The organism is Tropicimonas sp. TH_r6, from assembly GCF_033101155.1.
In the GTDB taxonomy this organism is placed as follows: Bacteria; Pseudomonadota; Alphaproteobacteria; order Rhodobacterales; family Rhodobacteraceae; genus Tropicimonas.
In genome coordinates this window covers 162453-187936 of record NZ_JAWMPX010000004.1, presented here as the reverse complement: position 1 = coordinate 187936, position 25484 = coordinate 162453, and the positions used below count along the sequence as shown (strand labels likewise).

23 protein-coding genes are annotated in these 25484 nt (G+C 64.7%); 19 read left to right on the top strand and 4 right to left on the bottom strand.

Going from position 1 to position 25484, the window contains the following annotated elements:
* Positions 1-55 precede the first annotated feature (55 nt).
* Entirely contained in the window at positions 56-1795 is a 1740-nt protein-coding gene (locus R3X27_RS06405; RefSeq protein WP_317708000.1) for a glycosyl transferase family 90, read from the top strand.
* A 104-nt stretch (positions 1796-1899) separates the two neighbouring features.
* Positions 1900-2247, top strand: coding sequence for a hypothetical protein (locus tag R3X27_RS06400; protein WP_317707999.1), 348 nt, complete (start codon positions 1900-1902; stop codon positions 2245-2247).
* Between the two features lie 50 nt (positions 2248-2297).
* Here R3X27_RS06400 and R3X27_RS06395 read toward each other — a convergent pair whose 3' ends face one another.
* Both R3X27_RS06395 and R3X27_RS06390 read right to left on the bottom strand, forming a co-directional pair.
* A complete protein-coding gene (locus R3X27_RS06395; protein ID WP_317707998.1) occupies positions 2298-4112 on the bottom strand; it encodes an extracellular solute-binding protein in 1815 nt (604 codons plus the stop codon).
* A gap of 448 nt (positions 4113-4560) precedes the next feature.
* Positions 4561-4842 (bottom strand): GlsB/YeaQ/YmgE family stress response membrane protein, encoded by a 282-nt coding sequence (locus R3X27_RS06390; protein WP_317707997.1) that lies wholly within the window; start codon positions 4840-4842, stop codon positions 4561-4563.
* Between the two features lie 119 nt (positions 4843-4961).
* On the opposite strand from R3X27_RS06390, the gene R3X27_RS06385 reads away from it, so the two are divergent.
* On the top strand, positions 4962-5627 hold the full coding sequence (locus R3X27_RS06385) for a sulfotransferase (protein ID WP_317707996.1): 666 nt from the start codon (positions 4962-4964) through the stop codon (positions 5625-5627).
* A 145-nt stretch (positions 5628-5772) separates the two neighbouring features.
* Positions 5773-6900, top strand: coding sequence for a beta-ketoacyl-ACP synthase III (locus R3X27_RS06380; RefSeq protein ID WP_317707995.1), 1128 nt, complete (start codon positions 5773-5775; stop codon positions 6898-6900).
* A gap of 163 nt (positions 6901-7063) precedes the next feature.
* Here the strand turns inward: R3X27_RS06380 and R3X27_RS06375 are convergent, their stop codons facing one another.
* Positions 7064-8434 carry a phosphomannomutase gene (locus R3X27_RS06375; RefSeq protein ID WP_317707994.1) on the bottom strand — a complete coding sequence of 457 codons (1371 nt, stop codon included), beginning with the start codon at positions 8432-8434 and terminating at the stop codon, positions 7064-7066.
* Between the two features lie 145 nt (positions 8435-8579).
* Here R3X27_RS06375 and R3X27_RS06370 point away from each other — a divergent pair, with 145 nt between their 5' ends.
* The 9 genes from R3X27_RS06370 (at position 8580) to R3X27_RS06330 (ending at position 18133) form a co-directional block, all read left to right on the top strand.
* Positions 8580-9242, top strand: coding sequence for an NnrU family protein (locus tag R3X27_RS06370; RefSeq protein ID WP_317707993.1), 663 nt, complete (start codon positions 8580-8582; stop codon positions 9240-9242).
* A gap of 83 nt (positions 9243-9325) precedes the next feature.
* Positions 9326-10483: an N-acetylglucosamine-6-phosphate deacetylase gene (nagA, locus tag R3X27_RS06365; RefSeq protein ID WP_317707992.1), complete on the top strand. Its 1158-nt coding sequence runs from the start codon at positions 9326-9328 to the stop codon at positions 10481-10483.
* 17 nt (positions 10484-10500) lie between these two features.
* Positions 10501-11655 (top strand): serine hydrolase domain-containing protein, encoded by a 1155-nt coding sequence (locus tag R3X27_RS06360; protein WP_317707991.1) that lies wholly within the window; start codon positions 10501-10503, stop codon positions 11653-11655.
* 232 nt (positions 11656-11887) lie between these two features.
* Positions 11888-13501, top strand: coding sequence for a peptide ABC transporter substrate-binding protein (locus R3X27_RS06355; RefSeq protein WP_317707990.1), 1614 nt, complete (start codon positions 11888-11890; stop codon positions 13499-13501).
* 64 nt (positions 13502-13565) lie between these two features.
* Positions 13566-14489 (top strand): oligopeptide ABC transporter permease OppB, encoded by a 924-nt coding sequence (oppB, locus tag R3X27_RS06350; protein WP_317707989.1) that lies wholly within the window; start codon positions 13566-13568, stop codon positions 14487-14489.
* A 12-nt stretch (positions 14490-14501) separates the two neighbouring features.
* A complete protein-coding gene (locus tag R3X27_RS06345) occupies positions 14502-15428 on the top strand; it encodes an ABC transporter permease subunit (RefSeq protein WP_317707988.1) in 927 nt (308 codons plus the stop codon).
* A gap of 3 nt (positions 15429-15431) precedes the next feature.
* Positions 15432-16400: an oligopeptide/dipeptide ABC transporter ATP-binding protein gene (locus tag R3X27_RS06340; RefSeq protein ID WP_317707987.1), complete on the top strand. Its 969-nt coding sequence runs from the start codon at positions 15432-15434 to the stop codon at positions 16398-16400.
* A complete protein-coding gene (locus R3X27_RS06335; protein WP_317707986.1) occupies positions 16397-17404 on the top strand; it encodes an oligopeptide/dipeptide ABC transporter ATP-binding protein in 1008 nt (335 codons plus the stop codon). The genes R3X27_RS06340 and R3X27_RS06335 overlap by 4 nt, the downstream gene beginning before the upstream one ends.
* A 6-nt stretch (positions 17405-17410) precedes the next feature.
* On the top strand, positions 17411-18133 hold the full coding sequence (locus R3X27_RS06330; protein WP_317707985.1) for a hypothetical protein: 723 nt from the start codon (positions 17411-17413) through the stop codon (positions 18131-18133).
* 51 nt (positions 18134-18184) lie between these two features.
* Here the strand turns inward: R3X27_RS06330 and R3X27_RS06325 are convergent, their stop codons facing one another.
* On the bottom strand, positions 18185-18604 hold the full coding sequence (locus R3X27_RS06325; RefSeq protein ID WP_317707984.1) for a cytochrome c: 420 nt from the start codon (positions 18602-18604) through the stop codon (positions 18185-18187).
* A 351-nt stretch (positions 18605-18955) separates the two neighbouring features.
* Here R3X27_RS06325 and R3X27_RS06320 point away from each other — a divergent pair, with 351 nt between their 5' ends.
* The 6 genes from R3X27_RS06320 to R3X27_RS06295 all read left to right on the top strand — a co-directional run bounded on the left by R3X27_RS06320 (position 18956) and on the right by R3X27_RS06295 (position 25434).
* The gene (locus tag R3X27_RS06320; RefSeq protein ID WP_317707983.1) at positions 18956-19624 is read left to right on the top strand and encodes a paraquat-inducible protein A; all 669 of its coding nucleotides are present in this window, start codon (positions 18956-18958) and stop codon (positions 19622-19624) included.
* The gene (locus tag R3X27_RS06315; RefSeq protein WP_317707982.1) at positions 19617-20315 is read left to right on the top strand and encodes a paraquat-inducible protein A; all 699 of its coding nucleotides are present in this window, start codon (positions 19617-19619) and stop codon (positions 20313-20315) included. Before R3X27_RS06320 ends, R3X27_RS06315 begins: the two co-directional genes overlap by 8 nt.
* Positions 20312-22717 carry an MlaD family protein gene (locus R3X27_RS06310; RefSeq protein ID WP_317707981.1) on the top strand — a complete coding sequence of 802 codons (2406 nt, stop codon included), beginning with the start codon at positions 20312-20314 and terminating at the stop codon, positions 22715-22717. Before R3X27_RS06315 ends, R3X27_RS06310 begins: the two co-directional genes overlap by 4 nt.
* Before the next feature lie 101 nt (positions 22718-22818).
* Positions 22819-23376, top strand: a complete 558-nt coding sequence (locus R3X27_RS06305; RefSeq protein ID WP_317707980.1) for a membrane integrity-associated transporter subunit PqiC — start codon at positions 22819-22821, stop codon at positions 23374-23376.
* Between the two features lie 272 nt (positions 23377-23648).
* Positions 23649-24473: a RadC family protein gene (radC, locus tag R3X27_RS06300; RefSeq protein ID WP_317708059.1), complete on the top strand. Its 825-nt coding sequence runs from the start codon at positions 23649-23651 to the stop codon at positions 24471-24473.
* A 49-nt stretch (positions 24474-24522) separates the two neighbouring features.
* On the top strand, positions 24523-25434 hold the full coding sequence (locus R3X27_RS06295; RefSeq protein ID WP_317707979.1) for a cation diffusion facilitator family transporter: 912 nt from the start codon (positions 24523-24525) through the stop codon (positions 25432-25434).
* Positions 25435-25484: the final 50 nt, after the last annotated feature.

The window sequence follows — 25484 nt, the reverse complement described above, 5'->3', positions numbered from 1 at the left end:
CCGCAGGCGGCACGCATTTGGCACGTCGCGTGCAGGCATTGGAAAGGACATTGTCATGGAAGCGCGTCCCCCCGTCGTCTTCCAGATCGGGTTCAACCGTTGCGGAACGAAATTCATTACCGACCTGTTCCAGTCGAACGGCTACGAGGCCCGGCATTGGGGCAGGGGCGGGCTGGCCGAAGATATCTTTCATGCCAAGGCGACGGGCACGCTCCCCTTGCAGGACTGGCCCAACGCCCGGCTGTTCTCGGATCTTGAAAGCGTGCATCGTTATGACAAGCCGATGCTGGAGGGCTACAAGGAGTTCCGCTTCCTGGAGGAGCAGTTTCCCGACGCGCTCTTCCTCCTCAACGAACGGGATCCGGAAGCCTGGGCGGCCAGCCGCGCCAGTCATCATGACGGGCAATATATCCGCTTTCACGCCCATCACCTCGGCCTGCCGCTGAGCGACGTTCCGCATTTCTGGTTGCGCGACTGGGAGCGCCATATCTCCGATGTGCTCACGCATTTCGACGGCAGCAAGAAGCTGATCCGCTACAATATCGATACCGATCAGCCGCGCGACCTCGCCGAGCGGCTTTCGCCCTGGTTTGCTTTCCGGAAGATCCCCGGCGGCCCCGGCAAGAAGACCTTCGAGCGGCGGGAACGCCAGCTTGAGACCTTGCAGGCGCAGCTCAGGGGCGCCGAGCCTGCACGCCGTCCGCCGCCTGTGGACCGGCTCTTCGTCGAAAGCGTGGCGCGGCACTGTGCCCTGCGCGCGCCGCAGCCCGATATGCCGCTGGAGACACGACGCCACTCGGCGCTACAGGCGGTCTGGGATGGTCGCAACAGCGTGCTGGACAAGACCGGCAAGCCCTGGCCGGTGATCCGCGTCCCCGGCTGGGAGCGGGATATCTTTCTCGCCCGCCCGCGCGTGCCCAAGCTGGAGCGGCTACAAGGCGTGCTCAACGAGGTGCTGTCGCTGCACCGGGCACGGCCGATGGAGATCGACATGCAGGACGGGCGCAATCTCGGCGCCGACGGGACGCACGCGCCGGATGTGCCAATCGTGACCTATAACCGTCGCCCCGATGCGGCCAATCTCGTGCTCTGGCCGCTGCCCGGCTATCACACGATCGGCGAACGCCATTTCGCCCAGTCCGAGACGCCGGACCCGGTTCCCTTCGAGCAAAAGGCCGACAGGCTGGCCTGGCGTGGCAACCTTGCCGGCCGGGCGCTGTCGGGGCGGTTCGACCCGGAGCTGCCACGTCGCCCCTCGCACCAGATCCTGCAGGACCTGATGACGACCGAGCGCGGTTCGGACGCGGAGATGGCGCTGGAGGCCGAGCTGATGCAGCTCACGCGCTATGATTTCGTGACCCGGCATTTTGGTCATGCCGGTTTTGATATCGGGTTCACCCTGCCGGACCAGTTCTCACGCCTGTGCGAGGGCTCGCTGCTCTCTCCCTATTGCGCCAGGCGCGAGCCGCTCTCCTGGATCTATGGGTCTCGCTATATCGCCAGCCTCTCCGGGCACGATACGGGCTCCAATTTCTTCGCCGCGGCCAATTCCAACTCGGTCGTGCTGAAGGAGGAGGATGGCTGGGAGCTGTTCTATACCGCGTCCTTCCGACCCTGGCAGCATTACATCCCCCTGGAACCCGGCGCGGGCGATGCGCAGGAGAAGCTCGACTGGGCGCGGAGCAATCCGGACCGATGTGCCGAGATGGTGGCGGCGAGCCAGGCCATGTGTGCCCGATTTGCCAGCCCGAAATACCGTCGCGAGATCCTGAACCTGATCCTCGACACGTTCTGACGGGCTGCGAGAGGTTGGCGGAGGCCAGGCTCGGGACCCGGTCTTTGCTTTGCGGTTTCTCCCGGCGGTTCTATGCTTCTGCCAGAGCCTGGGAGGCAAGACATATGCGTATTTCAATGATCTGTATCGGGCTGCTCCTGACCGGGCAGGCCGCGACCGCTGGCAACTTCGACGGAGTCTTTTTTCCAGCGGGGTCGCAAGGCTGGGACTGCCAGACCATCGGCGCCGATATGGGGGCGTTGGCGATCCGGGATGGCCGGCTGGAGGGGGTCGAGAACAGCTGCGAGATGACCAATCCGGTCACTGTCCGCGATATGGCGGCGGAGCTGTATGATCTGGAATGTTCGGGCGAAGGGATGACCCATCGCGAGCGGGTCATGCTGATGCGCAGCGAACACGGCGTCTATGTCATTCGCGATGGCTATGTCGCCGACTGGGAACGCTGCAACTGAGGTCATGTCAGGGCGCCGCGTTTCGGCGCGACGCCCCGGAGGTCAGGACATCACTCCTCGATCCACCAGACATCGGGCTGGAAGCCGATCCAGTCGCCATACATCTGTGTCTTGCCCTCGGGGTATTTCAGCTCCGCCTTGTGGGCGAGCCGGCCGACAGGCGAATACCAGATCGGGATCACATAGCGGCCGGTGGTCAGGACTCGGTCCAGCGCCTTGGCGGCAGCGCGGAAATCCTCCTGGCTTTCGCCATTCAGGAGCGCTTCGATCATCGCCTCGGCAGCGGGGGAGTTCATCCCCATCCAGTTGCGCGTGCCGGGCTTGGTGACACCTTCGGCGCCCCAGTAGAGGTTCTGTTCGTTGCCGGGCGAAAGCGACATGTAACGGATGTAGTAAGCCATGTCGAAATCGTATTCCTGGGTGCGCTCCTTGTACTGGGCGCTGTCCACGGAGACGAGATTGGCCGTCACACCGATCCGCTTGAGCTGCTCGGCGAAGAGTTCGGCGATATTGATCGTCTGGGTCGCGCCGGAGCGCAGCAGGATGTCGAATTCCAGCGCCACGCCATCGGCGTTCTTCATCACGCCGTCCTGCACCGTCCAACCGGCATCGCCGAGGATCTTCAGCGCCGTGCGGGTGTTCTTCCGGTTCGCTTCCGAGCCGTCCGAGACCGGCAGCGCATAGCCTTCCAGCGCGCCGGGCAGCAGCGCCTCGGCGAAGGGAGCCAGCAAGTCCTTCACCTTTCCTTCGGCCGGCGCGTCGGACATGCCCAGCACGGAGTTGGAGAAGAAGGAGGTGATGCGCGGCTCCTCACCGCCATTGAGGGCGTTGTTGATGAACTCGAAATTGAACGCGTGGGTCAGCGCATCGCGCACGCGCCAGTCGTCGAAGGGCGCGCGGCGGGTGTTCATGACCATGCCGCGAATGCCCGAGGGGCGCTGATGCGGGATCTCGCTGAGCACGATCCGGCCATCCCGCACGGCCGGGAAGTCATAGGCCGTCTTCCACTTGGCGAAATTGCCTTCGCGATTGGAGGAGATCTCGCCGGCGCGGAAAGCCTCGAAGGCGACATCGCCATCGCCGAACCACTCGTAGCGGATCTCGCCGATATTGTGCAGGCCGGTGTTGAAGGGCAGGTCCGCGCCCCACCAGTCCGGGTCCTTCTTCAGCGTCACGAAACGGCCGGGCTCGAAATCGGAGATGACATAGGGGCCGGTGCCGATGGGGGGCTCCAGCGAGCTTTCGTCGAAGGGACGGTCGTCATAGGTCGATTTCTTCAGGATCGGGCGCAACCCGAGGATGAGCGGCAGTTCGTTATCCTTGGTGTTGAACGTGAAGCGCACGGTGCGGTCGTCGACCGCCTCCGCCGTCTCGATCTTCTTCCACGCGCCGTGATAGCGCGGGTGACCAAGCGTTCCGAGCGTTTCGTAAGACCACAACACGTCCTCGACGGTCACAGGCGAGCCGTCGGAGAAATGCGCCTCTTTCCGCAGGGTGAACTCAACCCACTCGCGATTCGGCCCGGTCTCGACCGATTCGGCCAGAAGGCCGTATAGCGTGAAGGGTTCGTCCCAGTTTCGGCCCATCAGGGACTCGTATCCGTAATTCCGCTGCCCGTAGACGGAACTGCCTTTCAGGATGAATGGGTTCAGGCTGTCATAGCCGCCGACCTCGGAGAGAACGATTCGGCCGCCCTTAGGTGCGTCTGCGTTTACATACGGCAGAGACACAAAATCCGGTGGAAGTGCGGGGTCTCCATACATAGCTATGCCATGGGCCGGATCCGCAGCGGCGAATCCCCCTGCGCAGGTCAGGGCCGCGGCGCAAGCAAAACCACGCGCGGCTTCGAAATATTTGGGTCGCATTTTAGCAACAATCCCTCTCTGCCCTTGTATTCTTGGCCCCGAACCTAGCCCTGCAAGTCAACCATTTCAAACTTTTAACTTGGCGCGCGGTGCTCGTTTGAGTATAACAAGGGTACTGCTCGATAGGTTTCTTGCCTGTATGAAACCTGCCTCAATGACTTAGCGCCCGCCTTGTGCGGGCGTTTTTTTTTGGTCCCGCCCGGAGGGGCAGTGCCGGTTCACCGGGCAGTTTGGAAACTCGGGCGATCCGGTGGGCATCACCGCCGGCCCCTCCCGGCGGGATGGCGCTTTTTCAGACCTGCGGCGATTGGGTCCGTGTCGGGCTTGGCGGGGGCAACCTGGAGATTGCCATTATTGCTGTGCCATCCCACGATCAGGTGTTGGCACAGCCGGAGGCGCAATTCCGTTTTGGCGCAACGAACAGAAACTCTGCCCATTGCGCGGCCACTCAGACCCGCTTGATAATCCGGATCAGGAGCAGCACCACCGCCGCCCCGATCGACGCGGAAACAACGGAGCCGAAGAACCCCGCTCCGAAATCGACCCCGATCAATGGCAGCGCCCAGTTGGCCAGGATGGCCCCGCCGATCCCGAGCACCGTGTTGCCGAGGAAGCCGAAGCCTCCGCCCGCGACCATCTTGCCGGCCAGCCAGCCGGCAAGGGCCCCGATAATGATCGCGATCAACCAGCCCGAGAAGACCATCGTATCCGCCGTTGCAACGTCTTCCATTCGTCCACTCCCATCAAAACGCACCGTCCTGTCTAGCATCTTCTTCTCGCCGGTCGAGGCTGTTTTCGCTTGCCGCGGCCCATGCTACGGGGGAGGCGCAACAGCGCGGGTGTCCTTTCATGAAACATGTCTTCATCGTCACCTTCGGGCGGACCGGCTCCACGGCCCTGCTCAAGGCGCTCAATGCCATTGATGGTGCCTTCATACGTGGCCAGAACGGCGCGCTCCTGTGCAGCCTCGCGGAGGCCGCCGAGACCCTCGCGGACAAGCACCGCGAGCGCTCGGGCAATCGCGCCCGCCTGACCGGGAACCCGTGGTACGGGATCGGCGAGGCCCGGCCCGATGCTTTTGCCGATGCGCTGGCCGAGAATTTCGTCTCCCATGTCCTGCGCCCGCCCGAGGGCACGCGGATTACCGGTTTCAAGGAGATCAATTACACCGACGAGACCCTGTCCGACCGTGCCTTCGAGGCGGTCATCCGCTTCATGCTGACCCGTTTCGAGGACCCGCGTATCATTTTCCTCACCCGCGATCCGGCCGATGCCTCGCAATCGGGATGGTGGCAGGATCGCGACCGTGACGTTGTCATCGACGTGCTGGAGATGACAATCGAACGTTTCCAGCGCGCCCATGCCGCCCATCCGGACCGCAGCTTCCTCATCGACCACGCGCAGTTTGACCGCAGCCCGGCGGGCCTTGTTCCCCTGCTCGACTGGCTCGGCGAAACGCTTCCCGAAACGGTCCTGGCCGATGCGCTGGAAGAACGGCTGCTGCACCTGAATTGAGCCTTCCCGCGACCTGCCTTTCGCAAGCTGATCCGCCGGCAGTATCTCGCCGTTTCGAAGCCAGCCCCGCGCCCGGCGATGCCGCCCCCTCTTGACCTTCGCGTTCAGTCAGGCTCTCTGTCTCGGATCGAGAAGGAGGCCCCCCATGCATCAGCCAGCGATCACCGGAACCGGGGTCTTCACGCCCTCCGACACCATCACCAATGACGAGCTGGTCGTGGCCTTCAACGCCTATGCCGACCGGGTGAACGCGGAGAATGCCGAGGCCATCGCCGCCGGCGAGAAGGAGCCGCTCGCACATTCTTCCACCGAGTTCATCCTGGCCGCCTCCGGCATCGGGAGTCGCTACGTGCTGGACAAGTCCGGTACGCTCGACCCCGCGATCATGCACCCTGTCCTGCGCGAGCGCAGCGACGAAGAGCCGGGTGTGATGGCCGAGATGGCCGTCGATGCCTGCACCAAGGCGCTGGCCCAGGCCGGTGTCGACGCCTCCGAGGTCGATGCGATCCTGTGTGCCGCCTCCAATCACGAGCGCGCCTATCCCGCCATCGCCGTCGAGATCCAGCAGTTGCTGGGCACTTCCGGCTTCGGCTTCGATATGAATGTCGCCTGTTCCTCGGCCACGTTCGGCATCCAGGCCGCGGCCGACATGATCCGCGCCGGCTCCATCCGCAAGGCACTGGTGGTCAATCCGGAGATCTGCTCGGCGCATCTCGAATGGCGCGACCGGGACTGCCATTTCATCTTCGGCGATGTCTGTACCGCGACGCTGATCGAGCGCGAAGAGGATGCCAAAGGGGCGCATTTCACCATCCGCTCGACGAAACTGGCCACCGAGTTTTCCAACAATATCCGCAACAATAACGGCTTCCTGCGCCGCACGCGCCCCGGCCACATGGACGACCGCCGCGACATGCTCTTCGTCCAGGAGGGCCGCAAGGTGTTCAAGCAGGTGCTGCCGTTGGTCTGTGCCCATATCGCGGGCCATATGGAAGAGGACGGCATCAACCGCGAGCAGCTCAAGCGGATCTGGCTGCACCAGGCCAACAAGACGATGAATGATTTCATCGGCAAGAAGGTCATGGGCCGCGTGCCGACCCCCGAGGAGCAGCCCAATATCCTTCAGACCTATGCCAACACCTCCTCGGCGGGCTCCATTATCGCCTTTTCCCAGAACAGCGACGACATGGCGGAGGGCGAGATCGGCCTGATCTGCTCCTTCGGCGCCGGTTACTCGGTTGGCTCCGTCATCGTCGAGCGGAAATCCGCATGATCCGCCTTGCGCTCGCTGCGGTCCTGTTCTCCCTGCCGGCAAGTTGCGGCGTCCCGCTGGTGCCGATCATCTGAGTGAGCGGGCGGCGGTCATGCCAGCTCCCGTTTCGCCTCTGGGCCAGAGCGTGCAACTCCGCCTAGGACTGACCCGGACCGCGACCGCCTCAAGCCTCGAAAGCACGGATCATCCCGGTGATCTCCGCGGTCTTGCGCTCCAGCAATGCCCGGTCGTTGCGGGCTTCGACATTGAGGCGCAGCATCGGCTCGGTCGAGGATCGGCGCAGGTTCAGCCGCCAGTCGCCGAAATCGAGACTCACCCCGTCCAGCCGGTCGATCTCGCAGCCTTCACCCACAAGCGCGGTTTCGATGGATTCCATTGCGGCTGCGGCATCGGTGACACGGAAATTGATCTCGCCCGAGGAGGGGAACCGGGCTCGTGCGGTGCCGATCAGTTCGGAGAGCGGCTTGCCCGTCCGGCAGAGATGCTCGGCCACCAGCAGCCACGGGATCATGCCGCTATCGCAATACATGAAGTCGCGGAAATAGTGATGCGCCGACATCTCGCCGCCATAGATCGCATCGACCCGCCGCATCGTCGCCTTCACATGCGCATGCCCGGTCAATGACACGACCGGCTCGCCGCCAAGCGCCGTGACTGTCTCGCGCGTGTTCCACATGACACGCGGGTCATGGACGATCTTCGCGCCGGGATGGGTGCCGAGGAAAGCCTCGGCCAGCAGCCCGACGAGGTATTCGCCGTCGATGAAGGCGCCGGTCTCGTCGAAGAAGAAGCAGCGGTCGAAATCGCCATCCCAGGCAACGCCGAAATCCGCGCCGGACGCGCGCACGGCATCGGCCGTGACAGGGCGGTTCTCCGGCAGGAGCGGGTTGGGGATGCCATTGGGAAAGCTGCCATCGGGCTGGTGGTGCAGCCGCTCGAAGGTGATATCGGCGCCCTTGCCCGCCAGCGCCTTGGCAATGGCGTCGAATGTCGGGCCCGCGCAGCCATTGCCGGCATTGACGAGGATCTTCCGGCCCCTCAGCAGATCTGGCGTGATGAAGGACAGCACGCGTTCGACATAAGCCGGGCGGGCCGTCTCGCGCCGGAGTGTGCCGCGCGGGCCTTCCGGCGCGGCGATCCCGGCGGCAACGCGGTCGCGGATCTCGCTGAACCCGCCCTCCGGCGGGATCGGACGGGCGCCGCGTTCGACCAGCTTGATGCCGTTATAGTCGATCGGGTTATGCGAGGCCGTGACCATCAGCCCGCCGCCGGCGCCGAAATGATCGGTGGCAAAATAGACTTCTTCGGTGCCACAGAGCCCGATATCAATGACATCGACACCGCTTTCCAGCAGGCCTTGGGCCAGGGCGGTCTGGAATTCCTCGGAGGTCGAGCGGATGTCGCGGCCAAGCACGACGCTTCCGGGATCCATCACCTCGGCGAAGGCGCGTCCGATCCGGCGGCAGATCTCGGCGTCGAGATCCTCGCCGACGCGTCCGCGCACATCGTAGCTCTTGAAACACTTCAGCATCATAGCTGTCTCCGAAATGACGACCTGCGCTCCTTATGCACAGGCTCCGGGCGGGGGCCAAGAACGGAGGCGCTCCCGGACCGGGTTTCTGCGGGCTTGCCCCGCGTGGCCGGCTCTTCTAAGCCGACGCCGAACAGGAGCTCAGATCATGATGCCATCCGGCTGGGGCGAATTTCTCGCTGCCCTCGTCTTCTTCCTCGTCTCGCATTCGATCCCGGTGCGTCCGCCGGTCAAGGCGGCGCTGGTGGCGCGGCTTGGGGCGAGCGGCTTCACGCTGGCCTATTCGGCGCTGTCGCTGGTGGCCCTCGTCTGGCTGATCGGTGCCGCGGGGCGAGCGCCGGTGGTCATGCTCTGGGATTGGGCACCCTGGCAGAACCACGCCACCTTCACCGCCATGGCGCTGGCCACTGTACTGGCCGCGCTGGCCATCGGGCGGCCCAACCCGCTCTCATTCGGTGGCGCGCGCAATGAGGATTTCGACCCGGCTGCGCCCGGCATTGTCGGATGGGCCCGGCATCCGCTGCTTGTCGCGCTTCTGCTCTGGTCTGTCGGGCATTTGCTGCCCAATGGCCAGCTTGCCCATGTGCTGCTCTTCGGACTCTTTGCCGGTTTCTGCCTGCTCGGCATGCGGCTGATCGACCGGCGCAAGAGACGCGAGATGGGGGCGGAGGAATGGCGCCGTCTGGCCAGCGGCACGCCTGCGATCCGCCCAACACGGGCCGGGCTGCTGCGCTTGGCGGCTGGTGCGGCGGTCTATGGGCTGCTTCTCCTCGCGCATGGTCCGGTGATCGGGATTCACCCAACCCTCTAAGCCTCTTCCAATCCGGGGCGCGGCGGCGCAGAGAAGGGGCATGGGCGCTCCACCGCGCCGGCAAGAAACAGGATCGGGATCCGATGAACACAGCCATCACCGCCTATATCGGCGCCGATATCTTCGACGGGCGGGTGCTGCAGCGCGAGCATGCACTGCTGGTTTCGGGCGGAATCGTGGTTGATGTGATCCCCGCCGGAGCGGTGCCGATGGAGGTCGAGTGCGTCGATTTCGGCGCAGGCACGCTGGCGCCGGGATTCGTCGACCTGCAGGTCAATGGCGGCGGCGGGGTGATGTTCAACGAGGCGCCGAACATCGGGACGCTGGAGACGATGGCGGCAACCCACGGACGGCTTGGCGCGACGGCGATCCTGCCGACGCTGATTTCCGACAGCCGCGAGAAGACGCGGGCCGCGATCGAGGCGGTGCGCGCCGCGGTGGAGGCGGGCGTGCCGGGGATCGCGGGGCTGCATCTCGAAGGGCCGCATCTTGCCGCAACCCGAAAGGGGGCGCATGCGGCAGAGTTCCTGCGGCCGATGGACAATGACGATCTGGAAATGCTTGCGCGGGCGGCCGAGACGTTGCCGGCGCTCCTGCTGACCGTCGCGCCCGAGGTCGTCTCGCCAGAGGAAATTGCCGCGCTGACCGGGGCAGGGGCCGTGGTCTCGCTGGGCCATTCGGACGCGGAGTACGATATGTGCCTCGAGGCGGTCGAGGCCGGGGCGAGCGCTGTCACTCATCTTTTCAACGCCATGAGCCAGATGACCGGCCGCGCGCCCGGGCTTGTCGGCGCGGCGCTGGATTGCGGGGCGCTTTCGGCCGGGCTGATCGCGGATATGATCCATGTCCACCCGGCCAGCATCGCCTCTGCCCTGCGGGGCAAGGTTGGGCCGGGGCGGATCTTCCTTGTCTCCGACGCCATGGCTGTGGCGGGTATCGAGGCCGAGCGGTTCGAGCTCAATGGCCGCGAGATCCTGCGTCGGGACGGGCGGCTTACACTGGCTGACGGGACGCTGGCCGGGGCCGATCTCGACCTGCCCGGGGCGGTGCGGAACCTGACCGGGCAGCTTGGCCTGCCGGCGGAGATCGCGCTTTCCATGGCCAGTTCCATTCCGGCGGCGGTGGCCGGGCTTGGGAGGCGGCATGGCTGGCTCAAGCCGGGCCACCCGGCCGATCTCGTCCATCTCGACCCAACGGGGCGGCTGGCCTCGGTCTGGCGCGACGGTGCGCCGGTCTATTGACGCGAAAGGGCAGGGGGATGATCGAACGCTATGCGCAAGCGGTAGACGCCGCCGTTGAAGCGGGCGCGTTCCTCGGCGGTGGGATGTGCGTGATCGAGAGCGACGGGTCCGAGCAGGCCTATGTCACCGGACAGGTTCACCCCGCCAGCGCCACCGATCCCGGCTGTCTCGACGCTCCCCGGATCCGGATGCGCATGGCCTCGATTTCCAAGGCGGCGACGGCGCGGATTGCTTGCGCACTGGCCGTTGAGGGCGTGCTCGATCTCGATGCGGAGGTCCGTGCGCTGCTCGACTGGCCGGATGCTCCGGCGCTGATGCATGGCGTCAGCCTGCGGCACCTGCTCACCCATCTCTCCGGCTTGACCGATGCGGCCGGCTATATCTTCGAGCGCCCGCAAAGCCCGATGGCGTTCATCGAGGCGCGTGCCGACGAGATCGGGTCCGGGCAGGGGCCGGGGCGCTGGTTTCGCTATTGCAACCTCAACTTCGTGCTCGCCGGGGCGGTGCTTGAGGCCGTGACAGGGGAGCGGTTCGACCTGCTGGCGCGGCGCTACGTGTTCGACCCGGCCGGGATCGGAGGCGGGTTCAACTGGGCAGGCGTCTCCGTCGAAGAGCGCGCGTGCCGCCTGCCGATCTATCAGCGTTATGGCGACCGGTTGGAGCGGCAGACCGAACCGGAGATGGCCGATTGGGGAGCTGATATCGTCTGGGGCGATGGACGCGGCTTTGCCTTTGCCGACTATGTGCCGGTCCGTGACACGCTGCTTTTCTCGCCCCATGCCGGGCTGCGGATGAGCGTGATCGAAGCGGCGCGGCTGGCGCGGCTGCTGGGCGATGAAAGCCCGGCCGGGACGTTGCAGCGGGAAACCCAGTGGAAATTCGACCCCACTGCGCCGAACGGCTCTGATTGTGACGGCCATTTCGGCGAGTTCGGGCTTGGCCTGACCATCTATCGCGCGGAACCGCGCCTCCCCGGGCCGTTGATCGGCCATGCCGGACATGCGCTCGGTTTCACTGGCGGGGTCTGGCACAACGAGGCGACGGGGCGCTCGGCGGCGCTTTTTTTGACTGGGTCAGCCGACCTGACCGATGGGCTTGACGACGAGGTCTTCTATGGCGCCGAGGAACTCGCTCTGATGCAATTCCTGTTCTCCGAGCGTCAGTCCGGTTGACTGATTCGGGCATTGTGGCGCAGTCCCGTGACTGGACTTTGAAGCGCTTTGGTGTCGCATTCGGGAAGCCGTTGAATTCACTGCGCGCGGCGTGAGTTTCCGCAACGTCACTCTTGTGGCTCCCGTTCATCAGAAAATATTGGCGCCCATTGGTCCGCGCGGTCATAGTGCTCCCAGACTGGTCTGGAGGTGCAAGCCCGGACCTATGTCGCCATAAACAGGGAGACTGTACATGAACCTCAAGGCAATGCTCACACTCACCGCCGCGACGGCTGTCCTTGCGACCGCGTCGCTGGCCGAGGGCACCCATCCGGTGACCGGTGAGAAGCTGTCCGACAACCAGACCTTTTCCTATCGCCTGCTCGACCAGTTCCCGACACTGGACCCGCAGTTGAACGAGGAAACCGCTGGCTCGCACGTGATCCGCGACCTCTTCGAAGGCCTGATGATCCAGGACGCCGACGGCAACCTGATCCCCGGCATTGCCGAGAGCTATGAAGCCTCCAACGGCAACATGACCTACACATTCCACCTGCGTGACGCGAAATGGTCCAATGGCGACCCGGTCACCGCGCAGGACTTCGTCTATGCCTGGCAGCGCGCCGCGAACCCCGAGACGGCCTCGCCCTATGCCTGGTATGTGGAGCTGACCTCGATGGTGAATGCCAAGGAGATCGTCGCCGGCGAGATGGACCCGTCCGAGCTTGGCGTGAAGGCCATCGACGACAAGACGCTGGAAGTGCAGCTGACCCAGCCGCTGCCCTATTTCCCGGCAATGACCACCTATGCCACGCTTTCCCCGGTCCATCAGGCGACCGTCGAGGAGTTCGGCGCCAAGTGGACCGACCCGGAGAACATGGTCAATAACGGCGCTTATAACCTGACCGCGATGGTGCTGAACGAGTACCACACCCGCGAGAAGAGCGACACGTACTGGAACGCCGACAGCGTCATCATCGAGAAGACCACCGGCTACGTCATCAACGACGTGAACCAGGCCCTGACCCGCTACAAGGCTGGCGAGATCGACCACCTTGAGCCGCTGCCGCCGGGGCAATACCCCGCGCTGAAGGAAGAGATGCCGGATGAGGCCTCCTCGGTTCCGCGTCTGTGTTCCTATTACTACGCCTTCAACCTGCGCCCCGATGCCAAGCCCGAGATCCAGGACCCGCGCGTCCGCCGGGCTCTCACGCTGGCCATCGACCGCGACGTGATCGTGAACCAGATCCTGAAGGGTGGCCAGTGGCCGGCCTATAACTTCGCGCACCTGAAGACCGCCGGTTTCGAGATGCCGGAGATCGATTTTGCTGGCATGACACAGGCCGATCGGGACGCGGAAGCCAAGAAGCTGATGGAAGAGTCCGGCGTCAAGGATCTCGATCTCAAGCTGATCTACAACACCTCCGAGAGCCACAAGCAGATCGCCACGATCGTCTCTCAGATGTGGAAGCAGAAGCTTGGTGTTTCGACCACGCTCGAGAACATGGAATGGAAGACCTATCTGAACGTCCGTCGTGACGGCCAGTTCGATGTCGCCCGTTCCGCCTGGTGCGCCGACTACAACGAAGCGTCGACCTTCCTCGACCTGCTCACCACCACCCACGGCTCCAATGACGGCAAGTTCTCCAATGCCGAATATGACGAGCTGATGGCTGCATCGAAGACCTCGGACAACCCGAACGAGATGTACACCAAGGCCGAGCAGATCGTGGCCGACGAATCGGCCATCGCGCCGATCTACCACTATGCCAACACCTTCCTGCTGTCCTCGGACATCAAGGGCTGGCCGTATAACAACGCCGAAAACAACTGGTACTCCAAAGACTTCTACCGCGTTGCCGAGTAAGCGTCCGTAACTCGGGCGCGCGGGGGCTTTCCCTCGCGCGCCCGACCCTTTATCAGGCCCCCCCATGCTTTCATTCATCACGCGCAGGCTGGCAATCGCCATCCCGACCCTGCTGATCCTCGTCGTCTTCTCCTACCTGATCATGTACGCCGCCCCCGGTGGTCCGTTCGACAAGGACCGGGCGCTGCCGCCGGAGGTCATGGCGAACCTGAACGCCAAATACGGGCTGGACCAGCCGCTGATCGTGCAGATGTGGAACTACGTCTACAACGTGGTCGTGCATTTCGATTTCGGGCCGTCCTACATGTACAAGGACCAGACGGTGAACGACATCATCGCCCAGGGCTTCCCGGTCACGCTGACCTATGGGTTCTGGTCCTTTGTTGTTGCTGTGGTGGTGGGCATGAGCCTCGGCATCATGGCCGCGATCTATCACAATTCCTGGCTCGACTATCTCGCCGTGGGCATTTCCATCGGCGCCCAGGTCCTGCCGAACTTCGTGATGGCGCCGATCCTGGTGCTGGTCTTCACGCTCTGGCTCGGCTGGCTGCCGGGCGGCGGCTGGCAAGGGGGGCAGTGGGAATACATCATTATGCCGGTGATCGCGCTCTCGACCTCCTTCATGGCCTCGATCGCGCGCCTGACCCGGTCGTCCATGCTCGAAGTGCTCAACGCCAACTATATCCGCACCGCCCGCGCCAAGGGCCTGCCGATGCGCCGCGTCATCTTCCGCCACGCGCTCAAGCCCGCGCTGCTGCCGGTCGTTTCCTATCTCGGCCCGGCCTTCGTGGCGATGATCACCGGCTCGGTCGTGGTGGACATGTATTTCTCCACCGGCGGCATCGGCGTCTTCTTCGTCAATTCGGCGCTCAACCGGGATTATTCGGTGATCATGGGGATCACCATCCTGACCGGCGCGCTGACCATTCTTTTCAACCTCGCGGTCGATATCATCTATGCATGGATCGACCCGAAGATCCGTTACTGAGGCGAGCCAGACATGATCCTCAGCCGCAAGACAGCCAAGGACCTCGAAACCGCCCAGATCGGCGCGGAGATCGAAGGCCGTTCGCTCTGGGCCGATGCCCGGATCCGCTTCTTCCGCAACCGTGCCGCCGTGGGCGGAATGGTCATCCTTATCCTCGTCGGGCTCTTCGCCGCCTTCGGGCAGTATATCGCGCCCTGGTCCAACGAAGAGGTCGACTGGGCCGTGCTCGGCAATGTCGACACGATGGGCCGGCCGAGCCTCTCTTCCGGCCATTATTTCGGCACTGACGAGCTGGGCCGCGATCTCTTCGCGCGCACCATCCAGGGCACGCAGATCTCGCTCATGGTCGGGCTGATCGGTGCGCTGATCGCCGTCATCGTCGGCACGATCTATGGCGCCACAGCCGGATATTATGGCGGGCGAGTCGACAACGTGATGATGCGGATCGTCGATGTGCTTCTCGCCATCCCCTACATGTTCGTCCTGATCCTGCTTCTGGTCGTGTTCGGGCGGTCGGTGCTGATGCTCTTTGTCGGCATCGGGTTGATCTCCTGGCTCGACATGGCGCGGATCGCCCGCGGCCAGACGCTCTCGATCAAGAACAAGGAATTCGTCGAGGCGGCCCATGCCATCGGCGTCCGCCCCGGCACCATTATCCGCCGCCATATCGTGCCCAACCTGCTCGGCGTGGTCATCGTCTATGCCACGCTGCTGGTGCCCTCGATGATCATCTATGAGAGCTTCATCTCCTTCCTCGGCCTCGGCGTGCAGGAGCCCGCCACCTCCTGGGGCGCGCTGATCTCCGAGGGCGCGAAACAGATGCAATATGGCACGCTCTGGATGCTGCTCTTCCCGCTCTTCTTCTTCGTCATCACGCTCTTCGCCTTCTTCTTCGTCGGCGATGGCCTGCGCGATGCGCTCGACCCGAAGGACCGTTGATCCATGGCGTTGCTTGAAATCAAGGACCTCACGGTCAAGTTCGAAACCAATGACGGCATCGTTTCGGCCGTCAACGGTGTCTCCTTCAACGTTCGCGAAGGCGATACGCTTGCCATCGTGGGCGAATCCGGTTCCGGGAAATCCCAGACCGCCTTTGCCGCAATAGGCCTCCTGGCCCGCAATGGCCATGCCACGGGCTCGGTGAAATGGGACGGGCAGGAGATCCTGAACCTTCCCGAGGCGAAGCTGAACCGTATCCGGGCAGACGAGATCGCGATGATCTTCCAGGATCCGATGACCTCGCTCAATCCGTTCCTGAAGGTCTCGGACCAGATGGAGGAGGTGCTGACGCTCCATCGCGGCATGTCCCGCCGCGAGGCGCGCGCCGAATGCGTCCGAATGCTCGACGCTGTCCGCATCCCCGACGCCGCCGCGCGGATCACCATGTATCCGCATGAGTTTTCCGGCGGTATGCGCCAGCGGATCATGATCGCCATGTCGCTCTTGTGCCGCCCGCGCCTGATCATCGCCGACGAGCCGACCACGGCGCTCGACGTGACCGTGCAGGCGCAGATCATGGACCTGCTCAGGGATATTCGCGAAGAGTTCAACACCGCGATGATCCTCATCACCCATGATCTCGGCATCGTCGCCGGCGCCTGCGAGCGCACGATGGTGATGTATGGCGGCCGCATCATGGAGCGCGGCACCACCGAAGAGATCTTCGCTACCCCGACCCATCCCTACACGCTCGGCCTGCTCGAAGCCGTCCCGCGGCTCGACCGCAAGGAAGACACGCTGCCGACCATCCCCGGCGAGCCGCCCGACATGCTCAGAGGCTTCATCGGCTGCCCCTTCGAGCCGCGCTGCCCGCTGGCGGAGGAGCGCTGCAAGACCGAGCCCCCGTCGCTCGAACGTCTCTCCGAGACCCGCGTCCGCGCCTGTCACCGTTCCCCGGAGGAAGTCGCATGAGCACGCCTCTCCTGAAAGTCGAAGACCTCCAGGTCACCTTCAACATCCGCCCGCGCGGCGCCTGGCCCTGGACCCCGTCCATCCCGCTCCACGCCGTCGGCGGTGTCTCTTTCGAGCTTGAGAAGGGCGAGACCCTGGGCATCGTGGGCGAATCCGGCTCGGGAAAATCCACCGTCGCCCGCGCCATCATCAACACCGTCCCGGCCTCCGGCGGGCGCGTGCTGTGGAAGGGCGACGACCTTCTGCAGATGGACCCGACCAAGCGCCGCGAGCACCGGCAGGCCGCGCAGATGGTGTTTCAGGACCCGCTTGCCGCGCTCAACCCGCGCATGAAGGTCGGCGAGATCATCGCCGAACCGCTCATCACCCACGCGCCGCAGACGCCGAAGGCGGAGGTCAAGCGCCGCGTTGGCGAGCTGATGGAGCGCGTCGGGCTGCTGCCCAACCTGATCAACCGCTATCCGCATGAATTCTCCGGCGGCCAGTGCCAGCGCATCGGCATTGCCCGCGCGCTGATCTTGAACCCGGAGCTGGTCATCTGCGACGAGCCGGTCTCCGCGCTCGACGTCTCGGTGCAAGCGCAGGTGATCAACCTGCTCTCCGAACTTCAGCGCGATCTCGGCCTGTCGCTGATCTTCATCGCCCATGACCTCTCGGTGGTGAAACATATCTCCGACAATATCCTGGTGATGTATCTCGGCCGGGTGATGGAAACCGCCGATGCCGACACGCTGATCGACGCGCCCGTGCACCCCTATACCCGCTCGCTGGTCCAGGCCGTGCCGATCCCGGATCCGAAGGTGGAGCTTGCCCGCGAACACCCCGTGCTCGAAGGCGACCTGCCCAGCCCGCTCAGCCCGCCCTCGGGCTGCGTCTTCCGCACCCGTTGCCCGCTGGCCAATGCGAGCTGCGCCGGCGAGCGCCCCGGCCCGGAACAGATCGCGCCCGGACACGTCTCCTACTGCCCGGTCACGGCGGGAGAGCGGCTCGCACAAAACGCCTGACACGCCATGGCAACGCCTCCGCCCCGTATCGAGGACGACTACAGCGGGGCGGTCGACTGGAACCTGATCTATGCGCAGTGCCATGAGGCCGTCCGCTCGGCCGAGCGGATCGCGGCCTGCCTCGACCCGCCGCGCCCTCTCCTTTTTGCCGGGTTCCCTGAGACAGCGGCTTGCCTTGCCGCCAACCGCCCGGTCACCTTCGTCGATATCTCCCCCGCAATTCTCGACATGGCCCGGCGGGATTTCCCCGGGCTGACATCGCTCGTCTGCGCAGATGTCTTCGAAACCCTCGAAACCGTGGCCCCCGTGGATGTCGCGGTGACGGGCCGCCTCACGGCTTTCTGGGATGCGGAGAGTGTCGAACGGTTCGCGCGCGCGCTGGAACGACGGCGTCCCGCCCGCGTTCTGGTCGATTTCTTCGACCGCGAGGCAGTCGCGCCGGGACAGACTCTTGCGTTTGGAGGAGGAGCGGTCACCGGCCAATGGAGGATCGCCGATGCCGTCGCGCCCAAGGCGAGCGCGCGCCCAAAGGTGAGCAGACTCCAGCTTGCACTGGCCTATGACTGGGACAGTGGCGCAGTGCGGTCGGAAACCCGCCGGAGCTTTTTCGACGCCAACGACTTGTCAGGTTGGCTGGCGGAGAGGTTGCCGGGATATGATGTGCAACGGCACGACGCCCTTATCGCTGGCGATCCGAGTTTCGCATTCCTGCTGACGCGCGCGCCCTGAGCAGGCGAGCACAGCTTTGCGCGCCCGCTTCGGGCCGTTCAAGCATCCGGCTCACTGCTCCTGGATCGACTGGATGTAGTAAACCAGCTCTAGGATCCGCGCCCGGACGGCCTGCTCGCCGCCATAGGGGCCGTATTTGTTGCCGATATCGTCGCTGTAGCGCGTTCCCCAGACCGGCATTTCCCAACCTTCGGTCTGGCGCACGCCATGCGCGCCGATCACCGAACGGCCGTCGATCACCATGAAAACCTCCAGGAGCGGGAACACGTTGTCATTCTCGCGCGTGATCATCGTCAGGTCCGTGGGGTCCACGGTCAGGTATTCGGCCATCGGGCCGTTTCCCTTGCCGCCGACACCGTGGCAGGCGAGGCAGGAGATCATGTATTCGTCGGAGCCGATGAGTTCTTCTTCGGCAAGCCCGACCTGCGGTGCGAGGCAAATCGCGCCGATTGCAAGGATGCCAAGGACCATCGCTCTCGCCTTTCTTGGTCTTGTCGTGAGGTTTTCGGGCCGCATGTCGAGTCCTCCTCCTGAAAGAATCTGCTGCCTCCTGACCAATCCCGGGCCTGTGACCCGCGATGGCCTGTCGGCGCTCTCAACACCAGTCCCTGCCGGCTGCGCGCGGCTTTCCTCCTCCATCAGCAGCGGCTTACTTAGGGTAATACATGGGTGGGTTTTTCGCCATGAGATAGGTCAATCGCCAAGGGGCCGCGGTCATGGCCCCGGTGGCCCCAACATCGCGTGATCTGCCGGCCATTGCGCCCCCCGTCCCGACTGCTAGTCTGCGTCCGTCCGAAACCGCGCCCGAGCTGCCCATTGCCCTTGCCTGACGACACAGATCTGAGCGAGCTGATCGCCTGCCCCTCCTGCGACGCGCTGTACCGCGCCGTGGAGCCGGAGAATGGTGAGCGGGCCGTGTGCGAGCGTTGCCATCACGTGCTCATCGCCCCGGTAAGTCGCGCGATCACCCGAGTCGTGGCGCTCTCGTTGACCGTTCTCATGTTACTCGGCACGGCGATGTTCCTGCCTTTCCTGAAGATCGAGGCGAGTGGGCTCACGCATTCGACCTCCATCGTCGATGCCGCCCTTTCCTTCTCCGGGGTGCATATGTTTGGCCTCGCCCTTGGCGTACTTTCGCTGATCATCTTCGTGCCGGTCGCCCGGTCCCTGTTGCTGCTCTTCGCGCTGCTGCCGCTGCTGGCCCATCGCCCACCATTTCAAGGCGCCCGCACCGCCTTCCGTCTTTCCGAGGAGTTGCGGCCCTGGTCCATGGCCGAGATCTTCGTGCTGGGGGTCGGCGTGGCGCTGGTCAAGGTGGCCGATATGGCGCGGGTCGAGCTGCAGGCTGCCTTTTGGCTCTTCGCGGCGCTGGTCATCGTGACCGTCCTGCAGGACGGGTTCCTCTGCCGCTGGTCGATCTGGCAGGCGCTGGAAGGGCGGGGACGGCACGCGCCTGCCGCCGATGCCGAGGGGGAGCCGAAGCATGTCTAGCTACGATGCCCTCTCAATGCCCCTGAACACGGCGCGCAAGGCCGGCCTTGTCGCCTGTACCCATTGCGCCCGGGTCTGGCCAGGCGAGCAAAAAACCTGTCCGCGCTGCGGCTCGGCGCTGGCGTCGCGCGACCGACATTCGCTCTCGCGCGTCTGGGCGTGGTGGTGGGTCGGGTTGATCTGCTACATCCCGGCCAATCTCTTCCCGATGCTGCAAACGACACTGCTCGGGAAGACTTCCGGCGACACGATCGTCGGCGGGGCGGTGTTGCTGGCCATGCATGGCGCGGTTCCCGTGGCGCTTGTCATCCTGCTGGCCTCGGTCTGCATCCCCGTGGCCAAGTTCATCGCCGTGGCCTATCTCGCCCTCTCGGTCCAGCATAACTGGCCCTCTGACCGGCTTCGCCGCATGCGACTCTACGAGTTGGTCGAATTCGTTGGCCGCTGGTCGATGATCGATGTCTTCGTCGTGGCGGTGCTCTCCTCGCTGGTCCAGCTCTCCATCGTCGTTTCCATCAAGCCCGGCCCGGCCGCGGTGACCTTCGCGCTCGCCGTTGTCTTCACCATGCTCTCGGCGCGCTCCTTCGACAGCCGCCTGATCTGGGACAGCCTCGACCCGGATCTTGTCCCCGATTCCCCGAATGATCCTGCGCCAGCCCCGAGCGGCGCCCAGAAGGACAGCCTCCCGTGACCGATCAGATCCCGCCCACCCCCATCCAGCCGGCCAAGCGCAGCCTGCGGCAACGCATCTCTATCGTCTGGGTTGTACCGCTTGTCGCGCTGGCCATCGCGCTCGGCATTGCCTGGCAGGCCTATTCCGAACGTGGCCCGCTGATCGAGATCCGGTTCGAGAACGCGTCCGGCATCGTCGCCGAGCAAACGCAGCTGCGCTATCGCGAGCTCTCGGTCGGCGTGGTGGAGGAGATCACCTTCTCTGACGACCTCTCCGAAGTCATCGCCCATCTGCGTCTCGACAAGGATGTCGCGAATTTCGTCGATTCCGAGGCGCTATTCTGGGTGGTCCAGCCAGAGGTTTCCGCGCGCGGCGTGTCAGGGCTGCAAACGGTGCTGAGCGGCGTCTATATCGAGGGCAGCTGGGACGGGAGCCCGGGGGGGCTCTCGCGGCACTTCGACGGCCTGTCCGAGCGGCCAATCGCCCGGCCCGACCAGGAGGGCACGAAGATCACGCTCTTTTCTCGCACCGGCAAGGGTTTGAGCGAAGGGTCTCCGATCCTGTTCAAGGGGTTGGAGGTTGGCCAACTTGGCAAGCCGACACTGTCGGATGACGGTGTGACCATTTCCGCCGACGCCTTCATCAGTGCCCCGCATGACACGCTTCTGACAACGCAGTCACGTTTCTGGAACGCCTCCGGGATCGCTTTCAACCTCGGGGCTGGTGGTGCGTCGGTCGATGTGGAAAGCGTCGCGGCTCTGATCTCGGGCGGCGTCAGCTTCGAGACGGTGGTCTCCGGCGGCGAGCCGATCCTTGAAGGGCAGAGATTCGCCGTGTTCGAGAACCTGGACGATGCCCGGGAGAGCCTGTTCGAGGGCACCGGTCCGGATGAGGGCACGCTCGAGCTCTCGATGGTCTTCGACGAGAATGTCACCGGGCTGAATATCGGCGCGCAGGTGACGCTGAACGGGTTGCCGATCGGCGAAGTCGTGGGGATCACAGGGCAGGTCGACCCGGAGCAGTTCGGGGATGAGCGGGTGCGTCTGGTCGTGGTGCTCTCGATCGAACTGAACAAGCTCGACGCGGCCCCGGACAGCGACACGTCCGATGCCGAGAGCGCAGCGATTCTGGACCTGTTCGAGCAGGCAGTGGCCGAAGGGTGGCGTGCGCGACTGGCGCGTGCGGGCTTGCTCTCCAATGCGCTGCGGATCGAGATGGTCCAGATCGAGGATCCCGAGCCGGCCGAGTTCCTGCGCGATGCCGATCCTTACCCGATCTTCCCCTCGGTCCAGGCGGATCTGGAGGGCGGTGCCAATCCCGCGGAGGGGCTGATCCAGCGCGTGGGCGACCTGCCCATCGAGGAAATCCTGAACTCCGCCAAGACATTCCTCGACGGTGCTGCCGCCCTCGTGGCGAGCGACGATATCCAGGCCATTCCGGGAGACCTTCGGGGGACGGTCGAGGAGGTCCGCGGCGCGGTTGGCGATGTGCGGGGTGTGATTGGCTCCGAGCAATTTCAGGCGTTGCCGGCACGGCTGGACGACATCTCCGGGGAGATTTCGAGCTTGCTCGCAGAGTTGGAGCAGCGTGATGGAATCGCAAGGCTGGTCGAGGCGATCGATCGGGCCGGGGAGGCCGCCCAGGAGATCGGAACCGCGGCAGAGGGTGTGCCGGCGCTGGTCGCCGAGATCAGTGCGGTGGCGGAAGACATCGCGTCACTGGAGCTGGGCGGCATGGTTGACGAGGCTTCCGGGCTGATCGGTTCGGCGCGCGAGCTGGTTTCGACGGAGGCGGCGCAAGCCCTGCCCGAGAGCCTGCGCACGGCGGTGGACGAGGTCGCGACGGCGGTGTCCGAGTTGCGGTCGGGCGGCACCATCGAGAATGCGAATGCGGCGCTGGAAAATGTCAGCGAGCTGACGGCGGATCTGAGCGAGGCGGCGGCGAATGTTCCGGCGCTGGTCGAGGATATCCGGGCGCTGACGGCCCAGGCGGCCGCGATGGATCTCGATGCGCTGGCCAGCGAGGTGACCGCGCTGCTCGACAGTGCGGAGGCGGTGATCGGGACCGAAGCCGCCAGGGCGCTGCCCGAGAGCCTGCGGTTGGCGCTGGACGAGATTGGCACGGCGGTTGCCGAGCTGCGCGAAGGCGGCACGGTCGAGAGCGTAAACGCGGCGCTGGATTCGGCGGAGAAGGCAGCGGATGCGGTGGCCGATGCCTCCAGCGAACTGCCCGACCTCGTGCGCCGGACGGAGGCGGTTCTGCGCGAGGCCGAGCTGGCATTGGCCGGACTTTCGGACAGTGGGGCGCTCAACCGCGAGGCGCGGGAGACCCTGCGGGAGGTCAGTCGGGCGGCGGATTCGGTGCGGTCGCTCATGCGGACGCTGGAGCGTAAGCCGAATGCGCTTCTGACCGGGAAATAGGTGCGATGCGGGAAAGCGATGCGAAGACGCGGCGGCGGGCTTGTTCCCCGGCCCGGGGTGAGTATGCTCCGCCCGCTGCATTCAGACAGATCGGACAGGCAATGCGTCTATTCATTTCCACATTTGTTCTCATTGCCGTGCTGGCATCTTGCGGAGCGTCGACCGTTCGCTACGCGGCGGCTCCTGTCTCCTCGGGGGGGCGGATCGCCATCGGTCTGTCGAGGCTGGAGGTGCGGGAAGTGTCTCTGCCGGCCTATGCGCGCAGTGAGGAGATCTGGCGCGAGGCTGAGAACGGCGCCCTGACGAGCGATGCGGCGACGCTCTGGGCCGATGATCCTGCACGCGGGGTGACGATGGAACTGAGCCATCACCTTGCGACCATGAGCGGAGCACGGGTTGCCGCCGAGCCATGGCCGTTCGAGGACCTGCCGCAGGCGCGGCTGGTCGTTCGGGTCAAGGAGATGGTGGCTGGGGCGGATGGTCGGTTCCGGATTTCCGGACAGTATTTTGTGGCGCATCTGGATGGCGGGCGCGACCGCTCGGGAGAGTTCAACCTGTCCGCGCCCTTCACGCCGGATGGCGGCGCGCCGGCGATTGCGGCCGCGCGGGCGACAGTTGTTCGGGACCTAGCGCGGGTCATCGCGGATCGCGGATTCTGAGCCTCGCGCCGAAGATCGGCAAACCATTTATTAACCTCTTCAGCGTTGATTAACCCTGTTGCCGGGGAAGGTGAGGCCGATGGGCGGTCCGACCGGCAGGGGGCACTCCCGCGATGTCAGGTTTCTGGGACAGGCTTGCAGGGCGCGACAAGGCGACGAAGGGCACGGTGGGGTCGAAGCGGCCGCGCCCGACCTATGGCCACCCTGCGGCGCGCGCTGTGCGGGAGGGCTTCGCGGAAGGGGCGTCTCGCAACGCTTTCACCGATGCCGCGATGCAGGGGCTGGACGATCTCGACGCGCGCCTTCCGCCTCCTGGCATCGAGACGCGGCCTGCCGCAGAGCCGCGGTATCGCCAGACAGGGCGTCTGAAGCCGGAGGTTGCGGCCGGTGGCGGCCTCGTGGAGGGCGATGACGGCAAGCTTCGTCCGCATTACTGGGGGCATCGCGAGCGGCTTCGGCAGCGGTTTCTCTCGGGCGGGCACGAGGCGATGCCGGAATACGAGCTGCTGGAGATGCTGCTCTTCAACGCTATTGGACGCATCGATGTGAAGCCGCTGGCCAAGCGCCTGCTGGCCACCTTCGGCGATCTGAACGGCGTGATCGCCGCACCGGAGCCCCGCTTGATGGAGGTCGAAGGCGCGACTCACAAGGTATACTACCAGCTCCGCCTGGCCGAGGCCTTCGCGCATCGCATGGCACGGGCAAAGGTGATGCAGCGCCAGGTGCTCTCCTCCTGGGACACGCTGATGGACTATTGCAAGACCGTGATGGCGCATCGCGACACCGAACAGTTCCGCGTCCTCTTTCTCGATCGCAAGAACAACCTGATTGCCGATGAGGCGCAGGCCGAGGGGACGGTTGATCACGTGCCGGTCTACCCGCGCGAAATCGTCAAACGGGCGTTGGAGTTGAATGCTTCGGCGCTGATCCTGGTCCACAATCACCCCTCGGGCGACCCGTCGCCCTCCAACGAGGACATTGTCATGACGGACCGGATCTTCGAGGCCTGCCGCGCGGTGGGAATCACGATCCACGACCATGTCGTGATCGGCAAGGAAGAGGACGCCTCCTTCCGGCAACTCGGGTTTCTCGAATAGGGAACAGTTTCCACTGGTCCCTCACGGCGCAACACGGCATTGAGCGGCCATGGTTCAGTCGAAATCCTCCCAGACCCTCGCACTCGGGTCGCTTGCCGTGGCCCTGTTCGTGCTGGCGCTGAAGATCGCCGCCTGGCAACTTACGGGCGCTGTGGCGCTGTATTCCGACGCGATGGAATCCTTCGTCAATGTCGCTGGTGCGCTGCTTGCCTGGATCGCCATCCGCATTGCCGACCGTCCGGCCGACAAGAGCCACCCGTTCGGACATCACAAGGCCGAGAACCTCTCCGCGATTGCCGAAGGCAGCCTGATCGTCCTGGCCGCTGTCCTGATTCTGCAGGAGGCCGGGGGGGCGATCTTCTCACCGGACCTGGAGCGGCTCGGCCCGCTCGGGCTGGCGGTGAATGCCGTGGCCATGGTGATCAACCTGGTCTGGGCCCGGGTCCTGATCACGGCCGGCACGCGCCGCCGCTCGCCCGCGCTCAGCGCAAATGGGCGGCACCTGATGACGGATGTCTGGACCTCGGCGGGGGTTCTTGTCGGCCTCGTCCTTGTCCTCCTGACAGGGTGGGCGCTGCTCGATCCGCTCATCGCCCTGCTGGTGGCGGTGAACATCCTGTACGAAGGTTGGAAGGTCATCTTCTCCTCGGCGGGCGACCTGATGGATTCGGCCGCCCATGATTCCGACCACCAGGTGATCGAGAACGCCGTGCGGAGCTCGTGTCATGGCGCCTTGCAGGTTCACGACTTACGGACCCGGCGTGCGGGCAAGGTGCTCTTCATCGAGTTCCACCTGGTTGTCGCTACGGAGATGACGGTCGGCGCGGCGCATGAGATCTGTGACGCCATCGAGGCAGAGATTGCCGTGCATTTGCCGGAAGCTCGCACGACGATCCATGTGGAACCTGACGACATGCTGGAGACGTCCGGTCTGGCGCCGGAACTCGGGAACGGGCGCTGACTGCATCAGGATTCTTCCGCCTAGTCCGCCTTCGCCTGCACCGATTACCC

Excerpts from the sequence above, each read along its gene's own strand:
- R3X27_RS06400 (WP_317707999.1), top strand. The coding sequence starts at position 1,900 with ATGCGTATTTCAATGATCTGTATCGGGCTGCTCCTGACCGGGCAGGCC.
- R3X27_RS06360 (WP_317707991.1), top strand. The coding sequence starts at position 10,501 with ATGATCGAACGCTATGCGCAAGCGGTAGACGCCGCCGTTGAAGCGGGC.
- R3X27_RS06340 (WP_317707987.1), top strand. The coding sequence starts at position 15,432 with ATGGCGTTGCTTGAAATCAAGGACCTCACGGTCAAGTTCGAAACCAAT.
- radC (WP_317708059.1), top strand. The coding sequence starts at position 23,649 with ATGCAGGGGCTGGACGATCTCGACGCGCGCCTTCCGCCTCCTGGCATC.
- R3X27_RS06395 (WP_317707998.1), bottom strand. The coding sequence starts at position 4,112 with ATGCGACCCAAATATTTCGAAGCCGCGCGTGGTTTTGCTTGCGCCGCG.
- R3X27_RS06385 (WP_317707996.1), top strand. The coding sequence starts at position 4,962 with ATGAAACATGTCTTCATCGTCACCTTCGGGCGGACCGGCTCCACGGCC.
- R3X27_RS06345 (WP_317707988.1), top strand. The coding sequence starts at position 14,502 with ATGATCCTCAGCCGCAAGACAGCCAAGGACCTCGAAACCGCCCAGATC.
- R3X27_RS06380 (WP_317707995.1), top strand. The coding sequence starts at position 5,773 with ATGCATCAGCCAGCGATCACCGGAACCGGGGTCTTCACGCCCTCCGAC.
- R3X27_RS06305 (WP_317707980.1), top strand. The coding sequence starts at position 22,819 with ATGCGTCTATTCATTTCCACATTTGTTCTCATTGCCGTGCTGGCATCT.
- R3X27_RS06390 (WP_317707997.1), bottom strand. The coding sequence starts at position 4,842 with ATGGAAGACGTTGCAACGGCGGATACGATGGTCTTCTCGGGCTGGTTG.
- nagA (WP_317707992.1), top strand. The coding sequence starts at position 9,326 with ATGAACACAGCCATCACCGCCTATATCGGCGCCGATATCTTCGACGGG.
- R3X27_RS06315 (WP_317707982.1), top strand. The coding sequence starts at position 19,617 with ATGTCTAGCTACGATGCCCTCTCAATGCCCCTGAACACGGCGCGCAAG.
- R3X27_RS06330 (WP_317707985.1), top strand. The coding sequence starts at position 17,411 with ATGGCAACGCCTCCGCCCCGTATCGAGGACGACTACAGCGGGGCGGTC.
- R3X27_RS06355 (WP_317707990.1), top strand. The coding sequence starts at position 11,888 with ATGAACCTCAAGGCAATGCTCACACTCACCGCCGCGACGGCTGTCCTT.
- R3X27_RS06405 (WP_317708000.1), top strand. The coding sequence starts at position 56 with ATGGAAGCGCGTCCCCCCGTCGTCTTCCAGATCGGGTTCAACCGTTGC.
- oppB (WP_317707989.1), top strand. The coding sequence starts at position 13,566 with ATGCTTTCATTCATCACGCGCAGGCTGGCAATCGCCATCCCGACCCTG.
- R3X27_RS06295 (WP_317707979.1), top strand. The coding sequence starts at position 24,523 with ATGGTTCAGTCGAAATCCTCCCAGACCCTCGCACTCGGGTCGCTTGCC.
- R3X27_RS06335 (WP_317707986.1), top strand. The coding sequence starts at position 16,397 with ATGAGCACGCCTCTCCTGAAAGTCGAAGACCTCCAGGTCACCTTCAAC.
- R3X27_RS06370 (WP_317707993.1), top strand. The coding sequence starts at position 8,580 with ATGATGCCATCCGGCTGGGGCGAATTTCTCGCTGCCCTCGTCTTCTTC.
- R3X27_RS06375 (WP_317707994.1), bottom strand. The coding sequence starts at position 8,434 with ATGATGCTGAAGTGTTTCAAGAGCTACGATGTGCGCGGACGCGTCGGC.
- R3X27_RS06325 (WP_317707984.1), bottom strand. The coding sequence starts at position 18,604 with ATGGTCCTTGGCATCCTTGCAATCGGCGCGATTTGCCTCGCACCGCAG.